General features: G+C 37.6%; 11 protein-coding genes. 10 read left to right on the plus strand and 1 reads right to left on the minus strand.

All coding sequences use genetic code 11. From position 1 onward, the window contains the following. Positions 1-29: 29 nt before the first annotated feature. The 7 genes from ystJ (at position 30) to ACAN53_RS00595 (ending at position 7,513) form a co-directional block, all read left to right on the plus strand. Positions 30-1,277: an NADP-dependent malic enzyme gene (ystJ, locus tag ACAN53_RS00565; RefSeq protein ID WP_379965465.1), complete on the plus strand. Its 1,248-nt coding sequence runs from the start codon at positions 30-32 to the stop codon at positions 1,275-1,277. A gap of 3 nt (positions 1,278-1,280) precedes the next feature. Next, entirely contained in the window at positions 1,281-1,901 is a 621-nt protein-coding gene (locus ACAN53_RS00570; protein WP_379965468.1) for a FadR/GntR family transcriptional regulator, read from the plus strand. A gap of 134 nt (positions 1,902-2,035) precedes the next feature. Further along, complete coding sequence (gene accD, locus ACAN53_RS00575; protein ID WP_379965470.1) at positions 2,036-2,905, plus strand: acetyl-CoA carboxylase, carboxyltransferase subunit beta; 870 nt, start codon at positions 2,036-2,038, stop codon at positions 2,903-2,905. Then, positions 2,893-3,867: an acetyl-CoA carboxylase carboxyl transferase subunit alpha gene (gene accA / locus ACAN53_RS00580; RefSeq protein ID WP_379965473.1), complete on the plus strand. Its 975-nt coding sequence runs from the start codon at positions 2,893-2,895 to the stop codon at positions 3,865-3,867. The genes accD and accA overlap by 13 nt, the downstream gene beginning before the upstream one ends. Before the next feature lie 333 nt (positions 3,868-4,200). Then, positions 4,201-5,160: a 6-phosphofructokinase gene (gene pfkA / locus ACAN53_RS00585; protein ID WP_379965476.1), complete on the plus strand. Its 960-nt coding sequence runs from the start codon at positions 4,201-4,203 to the stop codon at positions 5,158-5,160. A 48-nt stretch (positions 5,161-5,208) separates the two neighbouring features. Then, the gene (gene pyk / locus ACAN53_RS00590) at positions 5,209-6,963 is read left to right on the plus strand and encodes a pyruvate kinase (protein WP_379965479.1); all 1,755 of its coding nucleotides are present in this window, start codon (positions 5,209-5,211) and stop codon (positions 6,961-6,963) included. 157 nt (positions 6,964-7,120) lie between these two features. Then, positions 7,121-7,513, plus strand: coding sequence for an FxsA family protein (locus ACAN53_RS00595; RefSeq protein ID WP_379965482.1), 393 nt, complete (start codon positions 7,121-7,123; stop codon positions 7,511-7,513). Between the two features lie 58 nt (positions 7,514-7,571). On the opposite strand, the gene ytvI is transcribed toward ACAN53_RS00595, so the two are convergent. After that, positions 7,572-8,654: a sporulation integral membrane protein YtvI gene (ytvI, locus tag ACAN53_RS00600; protein ID WP_379970186.1), complete on the minus strand. Its 1,083-nt coding sequence runs from the start codon at positions 8,652-8,654 to the stop codon at positions 7,572-7,574. A 184-nt stretch (positions 8,655-8,838) separates the two neighbouring features. On the opposite strand from ytvI, the gene ACAN53_RS00605 reads away from it, so the two are divergent. The 3 genes from ACAN53_RS00605 (at position 8,839) to icd (ending at position 12,068) form a co-directional block, all read left to right on the plus strand. Beyond that, complete coding sequence (locus ACAN53_RS00605) at positions 8,839-9,297, plus strand: DUF441 domain-containing protein (protein WP_379965485.1); 459 nt, start codon at positions 8,839-8,841, stop codon at positions 9,295-9,297. Between the two features lie 239 nt (positions 9,298-9,536). Next, entirely contained in the window at positions 9,537-10,655 is a 1,119-nt protein-coding gene (gene citZ, locus ACAN53_RS00610; RefSeq protein WP_379965488.1) for a citrate synthase, read from the plus strand. 123 nt (positions 10,656-10,778) lie between these two features. Continuing rightward, positions 10,779-12,068 (plus strand): NADP-dependent isocitrate dehydrogenase, encoded by a 1,290-nt coding sequence (gene icd, locus ACAN53_RS00615; RefSeq protein WP_379965491.1) that lies wholly within the window; start codon positions 10,779-10,781, stop codon positions 12,066-12,068. Positions 12,069-12,085 lie beyond the last annotated feature (17 nt).

The raw sequence follows: 12,085 nt of genomic DNA on the forward strand, positions 1-12,085 counted from the left end.
CAGGATGGTCTTCAAGGAGAGTGTATATTATGTCAACACTTCGTGAAGAAGCACTTCACATGCACCGTGTAAACCAAGGAAAGCTAGAAACCATTTCAAAAGTTAAGCTTGAGAATGCGAAAGATTTAAGTCTTGCATATTCTCCAGGAGTAGCAGAACCTTGTAAAATCATCTATGAAGACAAAAGCAAAGTATACGAATATACGATGAAGGGTAACATGGTAGCAATCGTTACAGATGGAACTGCCGTATTAGGGTTAGGCAACATCGGTCCAGAAGCATCATTGCCGGTTATGGAAGGAAAGGCTGTTCTTTTTAAAAGTTTTGCAGGCGTAGATGCATTCCCACTACCATTACAAACGAATGATGTAGATAAAATTGTGGAGACGGTTAAGTTACTTGAGCCTTCATTTGGTGGTGTGAACTTAGAGGATATTGCATCTCCAAATTGCTTTATCATCGAAGAACGATTGAAAAAGGAATGTAATATTCCTGTATTTCATGACGATCAGCATGGAACGGCAATTGTAACAGTAGCTGGTTTACTTAATGCACTAAAGCTAGTAAATAAAAAGATGTCGCAAATAAAGATTGTTGCGAGCGGAGCAGGAGCGGCTGGAATTGCTATTATAAAGTTATTATATCGCTACGGTGTTCGCGACATCATTATGTGTGATACAAAAGGCGCTATTTATGAAGGACATCCAGATGGAATGAATGCACTAAAGAATGAGGTTGCGAAGTTTACGAATCGTGACAAATTAGCTGGTTCATTGCACGATGCCTTGCAAGGTGCAGATGTATTTGTGGGCGTATCTGCTGAAGGTGCACTTACGAAAGAAATGGTTCGATCTATGAATCATGATCCTATTATTTTTGCAATGGCAAATCCGATGCCGGAAATTATGCCAAAAGATGCATTAGAAGCTGGAGCTGCAGTGGTTGGTACGGGCCGCTCAGATTTCCCAAATCAAGTGAATAATGTCCTTGCATTTCCTGGTATATTCCGAGGAGCGCTTGATGTATATGCGACGCAAATAAATGAAGAAATGAAACTAGCTGCTGTGGAAGCTATTGCATCCCTCGTATCAGATGAAGAATTATCGGCTACATATATTATTCCTACTCCTTTTGACTTACGTGTGGCTCCACGAGTTGCTGAATTTGTTGCAAAGGCAGCCATGGAAACAGGGGTAGCACGTCGTAATGTAGATCCGAAAGAAGTAGCAGAAAAAACAAGAAGATTAGCAACTATCGGCAAAGCGAGTGAGGAGTAAAGTGTGACGGTTCAAACGAAGGTATATCTCGAAATTGTCCAAAAAATTCGTGCTATTATTGACGAAGACCATTTGAAGGCTGGAGATCGATTGCCTTCAGAAAGAGAGCTTAGCGCACGTTTAAGTGTTGGACGTTCTTCTGTTCGTGAAGCACTTCGCTCACTTGAACTGGTTGGACTGATTGAAACGCGGCGTGGAGAAGGAACCTTTATTAAAAATATATATGAGCATAGTCTTGTAAATGTACTAGCTACATTTCTGTTGCAGGATGAAAAAACGAAGAATGATTTACATCAGGTTAAGCAACTTATAGAGCAGGATGTTCTTCGTATTCTTTGTTCTTTTGATAGCCATATTGAATGCAACGATATATTGTTACAAAATGATCTTTCTATTAAAGCGTTTCATGATGTCTTTTGGAGGAAAATGACAGAAAAAACAAATAACTATTTATTGTACAGAATTTGGGTAATTTTACAAGCGTATGATTCCACAATGACATATGAGCTACAGCTTGAGAATAGAAGGTTGTACCATCATATTTGTCAGGCTGTTGAAGATAAAAATGAGACTAAGGCATTACATTATTATAATCAATTGGCTTCATGTATTATGTATTCTTAGAATTCTCATCATTGCCTTTTTTCTTAGACAAATAATTGCACATGCAATTAGCTACAATTTGAATTGTTATGCTTTTTGCTCTTGATTTATATAAATATTTCTGTGTTCTTTGCAAGTAACAAAGGAGGCCCAACATGCTAAGAGATTTATTCTCAAAGAAAAAGAAATATGCTGTAATTCCTTCAGAACAACTTCGAAAAGATGTACCTGACGGTGTAATGACAAAATGTCCTAGCTGTAAAAAAATTATGTATTCGAAAGAACTTCGAAAGAACTTAAAGGTTTGTGCGAATTGCGGCTATCATCATCAAATGAATGCGTATGAACGAATTGAAAGCTTACTAGATGAACATACATTTCTTCCCTATGATGAGGAAATGATATCTGTAAATCCCTTGCAATTTCCTGGTTACGAAAAGAAACTAGAGGGAGATCGTCAGAAAACAGGACTTAATGAGGCAATTGTAACTGGAGAAGGAACAATTGATAATATGCTTGTTGTTATAGCTGTAATGGATTCTCGCTTCCGTATGGGAAGTATGGGTTCGGTTGTAGGAGAAAAAATTGCAAGAGCTGTTGAGAAAGCGAGAGAATTAAAGGTTCCTTTTCTTATTTTTACCGCATCAGGAGGGGCCCGTATGCAAGAAGGCGTTCTTAGCCTAATGCAAATGGCAAAAACGAGCGTTGCCTTAAAACGTTTTAGTGAAGAAGGTGGACTCATTATTTCTGTTATGACCCATCCGACTACCGGAGGAGTTTCAGCAAGCTTTGCTTCACTAGGAGATTATAATTTTGCAGAGCCGGGTGCATTAATAGGTTTTGCTGGTCGCAGAGTAATTGAACAAACTGTACGCGAGGAATTGCCGGAAAACTTCCAAACAGCTGAATTCTTATTAGAACACGGTCAGCTAGATAGCGTAATCGATCGATCGAAATTAAAGGAAACACTACGAGTGATTATAGAGATTCACCAACGGGAGGAAATAGCTCAATGGCAGAACTAGAATTTGAAAAACCAATTGTAGAGCTGCGAGGGAAGATAGATGAATTAAAGGAATACACAAAAAATAGTAGTATGGACTTTACGGATGAAATTCATATTTTAGAAGTAAAGCTAGAAAACTTACAAAAGGAAATATACAGCAATTTAAAAGTGTGGGATCGCGTACAAGTTGCACGTCATCCTCAACGTCCTACAACATTAGATTATATTGCAAATATTTTCACTGATTTTATTGAATGTCATGGTGATCGTTTCTACGGAGATGATGAGGCAATTGTCGGTGGAATTGCAAAATACCAAGGTATACCGGTTACGGTTATAGGGCACCAACGCGGTAAGGATACGAAGGAAAATATTCGTCGTAATTTTGGAATGCCACATCCAGAAGGCTATCGCAAGGCATTACGTCTTATGAAACAAGCTGAGAAGTTTCGCCGCCCCATTATTTGCTTTATTGATACAAAGGGTGCTTATCCAGGGAAGGCAGCTGAAGAACGAGGGCAGAGTGAAGCAATCGCTCGAAATTTGTTTGAAATGGCTGGCATCACTGTGCCTATCGTTTGTATTGTCATTGGAGAAGGTGGTAGTGGTGGTGCATTAGGTTTAGGTGTGGGTAATTACGTACATATGTTGGAAAATGCTACGTACTCTGTTATTTCTCCTGAAGGTGCCGCTGCTATTCTTTGGAAAGATGCAAGCAAAGCAAAGGAAGCTGCAGAAGCAATGGGTATTACCGCACCGCAGTTAAAGAACTTAGATATTATTGATGAAATTATTACTGAAGTACCTGGTGGCGCTCACCTTGATGCAAAGCAACAAGCTAGGTACGTTGATCAAGTGATTGCCTCGTCCCTAGAAGCTTTAAAAGGGATGACAAAAGAACAAATCGTAGAGCAACGCTATGATAAATATATGAAAATGGGTAAAATCTCGTTTTTAGAAAATACTATAGTAAATGGATAAAACGTGCACTCTGTGCACGTTTTCTTCTTTAAATTATCTTTACACGTATTGAAGAACTTCTGACCTATGGAGCTGTACAAGCCGGTTTCGCTTTACTTAATTGACACATTATCTTCATTGTTTTTTAAGGGTAATTCAGGTAAGGTATCTGTGTGGCATGATGTCTGATCAATTTACAAAGTGAACGGGACATTAATTGCGCAACGATCAACTGTAATGATAAAATGATATTGGACAAACGTCTTTATCATGAACGCTACTGCGTGTTATAGGCGTATAGAGAAAAGAGCCGCAGTTCACGAGAAGATGAATATTCTTTAGAGGTGAGTACAGATGAAACGAATCGGAGTTTTAACAAGTGGTGGAGATTCACCTGGCATGAATGCAGCAATTCGTGCGGTTGTTAGAAAAGGCATATTCCATGACTTAGAAGTTTACGGTATTTATCACGGATATGCAGGTTTAATTTCTGGACATATTGAAAAACTAGAATTAGGATCAGTAGGCGATATTATTCACCGTGGTGGAACGAAGTTATATACGGCAAGATGTCCTGAATTTAAGACGTTAGAAGGACAAATGCAAGGGATTGCACAATTGAAAAAGTTCGGCATTGAAGCCCTTGTTGTTATTGGTGGAGATGGTTCTTATCAAGGAGCGAAAAAATTAACAGAACATGGTTTCCCATGTATAGGTGTTCCGGGAACGATTGATAATGATATTCCAGGAACGGATTTTACTATTGGGTTTGATACGGCGCTAAATACGGTAATTGATGCAATTGATAAAATTCGTGATACAGCGACTTCTCATGAACGTACATATGTAATTGAAGTTATGGGTCGCCATGCAGGGGACATAGCATTATGGACGGGGCTTGCTGATGGTGCAGAAACGATTTTAATCCCGGAAGCTAAGTACGATATGGAAGAGATAATTGCTCGTTTAAAACGCGGAACAGAACGGGGCAAAAAGCACAGTATTATTGTGGTTGCCGAAGGTGTTGGCAGCGCAATTGATATCGGTAAAAAGATTCAAGATGCGACTCAATTTGATACACGTGTAACCGTATTAGGTCATGTTCAACGTGGAGGTTCTCCAAGTGCATTTGACCGTGTATTAGCTAGTCGACTAGGGTCAAGAGCAGTTGAACTTCTTCTTGAAGGAAAAGGCGGACGTTGCGTGGGTATTCAGAACAATAAAATAGTTGATGAAGATATTATCGAGGCGTTATCTCATAAACACGTAATTGATTTAGACATGTACCAACTGTCTACAGAATTATCAATCTGATTGTCTTTAGTGAATGGGAACGTTTTCAAAAAAAAACGGAGGTATTTTATGCGTAAAACAAAAATTGTATGTACAATAGGACCAGCTAGTGAAAGTATTGAAAAGTTAGAAGAATTAATACAATCCGGTATGAATGTAGCACGTTTAAACTTTTCTCATGGAAACCATGAAGAGCATGCTGCACGTATTATCAATATTCGTGAAGCTGCAAAACGTACGGGTAAGACGGTTGCAATCTTGTTAGATACAAAGGGACCAGAAATTCGTACACATGATTTCGAAAACGGAATGGCTGAGCTTGTAACAGGTGCAGAGGTTATTATTTCGACTGAGCAAGTACTAGGGACAGCAGAAAAATTTTCTGTTTCTTATGCTGGACTTTATGATGACGTAGATCCTGGCTCAAAAATCTTAATCGATGATGGTCTGATTGAGCTTGAAGTGCTAGAAAAAGCAAATGGTGAAATTCGTACAAAGGTACTAAATAGTGGAGTTGTTAAAAATAAAAAGGGTGTTAACGTACCAAATGTAAGCATAAAGCTTCCTGGTATTACAGAAAAAGACGTAAGTGACATCGTATTTGGTATTGAACAAAAAATTGATTTTATCGCAGCATCATTCGTGCGTAAAGCCTCTGATATTCTAGAAATTCGCGAATTACTAGAAGGGCACGAAGCACAATACATCCAAGTAATTCCTAAAATTGAAAACCAAGAAGGAATTGATAACATTGATTCTATTCTAGAAGTTTCTGATGGTCTAATGGTTGCTCGTGGTGACATGGGTGTTGAAATTCCACCAGAAGAAGTACCTCTTGTACAAAAACGTCTAATCAAAAAATGTAACGCACTTGGCAAGCCTGTTATTACTGCAACGCAAATGTTGGATTCCATGCAACGCAACCCACGTCCAACACGTGCTGAAGCAAGTGACGTTGCGAACGCTATTTTCGATGGAACAGATGCTATTATGCTTTCTGGAGAAACGGCTGCGGGATCTTACCCTGTTGAATCTGTAAAAATGATGGCTTCTATCGCAAAGCGTGTGGAACAATCCTTACAATACGAAGATTTGTTCCGTAAACGTATGAAAGAAGCTAAATCTACGATTACAGATGCAATTAGTCAATCAGTAGCTCATACAGCAGTTGCTTTAGATGTAGCTGCTATTGTAACCCCAACAGAAAGTGGTTATACTGCAAAGATGATTTCGAAGTATCGCCCGAAATCTCCAATTGTAGCCGTAACATTCAATGAAATGATTTGCCGTCGCTTAGCACTTGTATGGGGCGTTCAAGCATATTTAGCAAAAGGAACGGTAAATTCAACAGATGAATTGCTTGAAACAGCTATTGATACAGGAATGGATGCAGGCATTATTAATTTTGGAGATACAGTAGTTATTACAGCAGGTGTTCCAGTTGGTGAAACAGGAACGACAAACATAATGAAAATTCACGTTGTTGGGGAACAAATAGCCAACGGTCAAGGAATTGGACGTAAATCAGCAACCGGTAAAGTGGTATCTGCAAAAAATGCTGCTGAAGCATTAGCAAAAATGACTCAAGGCGATGTACTTGTTACAGTTTCAACAGATAAAGATATGATGGAAGCTATTCGTATGGCTTCTGCATTAGTTATTGAAGAAGGCGGATTAACGAGTCATGCAGCAATCGTAGGTGTATCGATTGGAATCCCAGTTGTTGTAGGAGTCCAAAACGCTACTTCTATCCTGCAAGATGGACAAGAGGTAACCGTAGATGCAGCAAGGGGAATTATTTACAACGGGCACGCTGTACTATAAGTAAAAGTAAAAGAGAAGAAGGAATTCAATCCTTCTTCTCTTTTTTTATGCTGACTATTAGCACATCCATTCTGTTTTATGTTATAGTATGGCAAATTCCTATTTCTATATAAGCAATATGCATGTATGTCATGATACATATAAACGGAGGAGACATATGATAAAATTTTTTGCTATTCTATTTATTGTGGTTCCCGCAATAGAGGTAACCTTACTTGTAGCCTCAAGTCATTGGATAGGCGTATTTCCTACATTTATCATAATGATTGCAACAGGAGTAATTGGAGCTTACATAGCAAAACAGCAAGGTATAGCTGTAGTTCGTCAAGCAAATGAACAGATGCGCCAAGGAATCCTACCTGCAGATTCAATCCTAGATGGTATTTGTATATTATTTGGAGGAATTCTCCTAATGACACCTGGGTATGTAACAGATGTACTTGGATTGATCTTATTATTACCAATCAGCAGAAAACGAATAAAATTCATGGGAATGAAATGGATTCAGAGAAGAATGAGAGGAAACACAACAATTATTTGGAAACAATAAACACCGTCTGGTTAACCAGACGGTGTTTATTGTTTTTTATCTATTTGTTTTTGAGCAGTTATAACTTTTCTCCTCTAATATAAATCCATAAATCTTGAAAAACATGTGCTTTGTGTAGGGTAGTAATCAGGACAAGTGTTGTTGGCCCTATAATTAAACCTAGAACACCAAATAACTTAAAACCAACGAATAATGCGATTAGCGTAGCAAGAGGATCCACTCCTATGTTCGAAGAAAGAATCTTTGGTTCGATTAGCTGACGCTGTACAATTACTACTATATATAATATGAGTAGTCCAAGCGCAAAGGATGTATCTCCAGTGAACCATACATATAAAATCCAAGGGACAAATACTGTACCAGTTCCAAGGTAAGGAAGTAAGTCTACAATTCCAGTAATTAAAGCAACTGTAATTGCATAAGGAACGCGTAAAATTAAAAATCCGAGTAAAACGATAACAGTCGTCATAGATATAAGCGTAAATTGTGCTTTTATATAACCGAAGAGTGCTTTTTGAAGATCTTTAAAAATTGTTATTCCATAACCATGCATTTTTTTAGGAACAATTTTTTTAACAGTATTTCCGATTCTGTGCCAGTCATTTGCGATAAAGAAAGTTGCTAACAAGATAAAGATTAGCACGGTAACTGTTGTAGGAAGAGCACTTATAAAATTCGTGAGCCATGTCAATATCGTAGTTAATATATTTTTCACACTTTGTGTTAAAGATGTGCCGATATTTTGGATATTCGTTGTAATGGTTTGTTGCTGAGATACGCCAAGGCGATTAAATTTAGTTGATAAATCATTATAGAGCGGCATAATATTGTGAACAAGTATGTCTTGTAAATAAGAAGCGAATTTTGGAAATTTATCGGGTAAAATAATGAGTAAATAATTAGCAGCAGCAATCGCTTCCGTAACGAGAAGAATAACTAAGCCAATGATTGCACCGAATACAAGAATAAGTGTAACAAATACCGCAAGAGGTCTTGGAAACCGTAGCTTTCTATCTAAAAAATTTACAATCGGATTAATCATGTATGCAATGATGAGCGCAATGATAAACGGATAAACAAGTCCTGAAACGTACAATAAGAGAAGCATTCCAAGGTAAGCTACAGCCAGTATTAATAACATGCGTAAACCGATAAATATATATGTTTTGTTCAAAAAAAATCCTCCTATCCGGTACGATATAACGCAATATGTAAGTGCTCCATAAAATGTGGGTAATCTCTAGTTAAACTATCTGTATTTTAACATGGGTATGAAAGGAAAAGAAAGTTACTTCCGTATGGGATTAGAGGAAAGGGGGAAAAGTATGAGTCAATCTAGTTTATTTTTACTTATCTTACTAGTAATAGGAATGATAGCTAAAAACCAATCATTAACCGTTGCGGTAATTATTTTATTTGTGCTAAAACTCACATTTGTAGGAGAGAAAATATTTCCTTACTTGCAGCAGAAAGGAATAAACTTAGGTGTAACTGTTATTACCATTGCCGTACTTGTTCCGATTGCAACGGGAGAAATTGGGTTTAAACAGCTTATTGATGCTATGAAATCTTATTATGCTTGGATTGCTCTTGGTTCTGGAATTGTTGTTGCTTTGCTTGCAAAAGGAGGTTTGCAACTTTTAACGCAGGATCCGCAAATGACGGCAGCACTTGTATTAGGAACAATTTTAGCAGTTACTTTATTCAACGGAGTTGCCGTTGGACCGCTCATTGGAGCAGGGATAGCTTATGCAATTATGCAGGTTATAGAACTTATAAAATAGAGTTTTTTTGTCATTAAATTAATTAAACCGATTCTTTTCGTTTCCAAAAATCAGATAATTGTTTATAATAGTAATTAAAGAGGTGCCATACTGCCATTTACCTAGGAATGCAATTAATGATGAGAAAAGTAACAACCACATAAAATAATACCTTTTTCCACGTTTGTTTTATGTTCTGTTGTTTTTCTCTGGGCACTTCCTGTGGGCTGGGAGAATTATGAGAAAAAGGAGAGAATATTATGACAAGTACGAAAGGTCTTGAAGGGGTAGTAGCAACAACATCATCAATCAGCTCCATTATTGATGACACATTAACATATGTAGGTTATGAAATTGACGATTTAGCTGAACATGCTTCTTTTGAAGAGGTTGTGTATTTATTATGGCATCGTAAACTGCCTAATCGAGAAGAATTAGCAGAGTTAACATCTCAACTGAAAGAATTTGCAGAAGTACCAGCAGAAGTGTTAACATACTTAAAAATTACAAACTTAGATAACGCTCATCCAATGACAGTTTTACGTACAGCTATTTCTATGTTGGCTTTGTATGATGAAAATGCCGAAGCAATGGATGAAAATTCAAATTATTTGAAAGCGGTTAAATTGCAGGCTAGGATTTCAACTCTTGTGGCAGCCTATGCAAGAATCCGTAAAGGTTTAGATGCTGTTGCACCAAATAAGGAACTTACTTTTGCAGCAAATTTCTTGTACATGCTAAATGATAGACTTCCAAAAGATATTGAAATCGAAGCTTTCAACAAAGCACTTGTACTTCATGCGGATCATGAACTAAATGCTTCTACATTTACTGCTCGTGTATGTGTGGCTACTCTTTCTGATGTATATTCTGGTATTACAGCAGCAATTGGAGCATTAAAAGGCCCTCTTCACGGTGGTGCTAATGAACAAGTAATGAAAATGCTTTCTGAAATTGGGGAAGTAGCAAACGTAGAATCTTATATTACAAACGCTTTAAATAACAAAGTGAAAATTATGGGATTCGGTCACCGTGTATACCGCAAAGGAGATCCTCGTGCTAAGCATTTGAAAGAAATGTCTAAGCAATTGGGTCAATTAACTGGCGAAACAAAATGGTATGATATGAGTGTGAAGATACAAGACATCGTAACTTCTACAAAAGGATTACCACCAAATGTAGATTTCTACTCTGCATCAGTGTATCATTGTTTAGGAATCGAACATGATTTGTTTACACCAATCTTTGCTGTCAGCCGTACTTCTGGTTGGTTAGCTCACATTCTAGAACAATATTCAAACAACCGTTTGATTCGTCCGCGTGCAGAATATACTGGTCCTGTAAATCAAAAATATGTTCCAGTTGAAGACAGAATCTAATATCTGCATAGTAATTTTAGTAAAAAAGTAATACAAAACATTATAGTTGATCAAAAGAAGGTCTCTAAGCAGACTTTTAGACCTTCTTTTGTTTCATACATATTTTATATGGGGGTAATTGCATTGACTACTGGACAAAAAATCACTGTAACTAACAGCATCTTGAATGTACCAAATAACCCAGTAATTCCTTTTATTGAAGGTGACGGAATTGGTCCTGATATTTGGGCCGCTGCTTCACGCGTATTAGACGCAGCCGTAGAAAAAGCTTATAACGGAGAAAAGAAAATTGTTTGGAAAGAAGTATTAGCTGGAGAAAAAGCATTCAACCAAACTGGCGAATGGCTTCCACAAGAAACTCTTGACGTAATTCGTGAATATTTAATTGCTATTAAAGGACCTCTTACAACTCCAATCGGTGGTGGTATTCGTTCTTTGAACGTTGCACTTCGTCAACAATTGGATCTTTATGTTTGCTTACGTCCTGTTCGCTACTTTGAAGGTGTTCCTTCACCAGTTAAGCGTCCACAAGATACTGACATGGTAATTTTCCGTGAAAATACAGAAGATATTTATGCTGGTATTGAATGGGAACAAGGTAGTGCTGAAGCTCAAAAAGTACTTAATTTCTTACAAAACGAAATGGGCGTTAAGAAAATCCGCTTCCCAGAAACTTCTGGTTTTGGTATTAAACCAGTTTCTGAAGATGGAACAAAACGTCTTGTTCGTGCTGCAATCAACTATGCCATCACTGAAAACCGTAAGTCTGTAACGCTTGTTCATAAAGGTAACATTATGAAGTTCACAGAAGGCGCATTCAAGAAATGGGGCTATGAAGTAGCAGAACAAGAGTTTGGTGATAAAGTATTCACTTGGACTGAGTATGATCGTATTGTTGAAAAAGAAGGAAAAGAAGCAGCAAACAAAGCGATGGCAGCAGCAGAAGAAGCTGGAAAAATCATCGTAAAAGATTCTATCGCTGATATTTTCTTACAACAAATTTTAACTCGCCCACGTGAGTTCGATGTTGTTGCAACAATGAACTTAAACGGCGATTACATTTCTGATGCACTTGCTGCTCAAGTAGGTGGTATTGGTATCGCTCCTGGTGCTAACATCAACTATGTGACTGGACATGCTATTTTCGAAGCAACACATGGTACTGCTCCTAAATATGCTGGTATGGATAAAGTAAATCCTTCTTCTATCCTTCTTTCTGGTGTTCTTATGCTTGAACATTTAGGTTGGAACGAAGCAGCTAAGCTTATTACAGCTTCAGTTGAAAATACAATTGAATCTAAAGTTGTAACATATGACTTTGCTCGTCTAATGGATGGAGCTACAGAAGTAAAATGCTCTGAATTTGCAGACGAATTAATTAAAAACATGGATGCAGTGAAAACTGTTAAATGAAAACTGTTAAATAAGGA

It is taken from the genome of Ectobacillus soli (genome assembly GCF_042610425.1).
Classification (GTDB): domain Bacteria; phylum Bacillota; class Bacilli; order Bacillales; family Bacillaceae_G; genus Ectobacillus.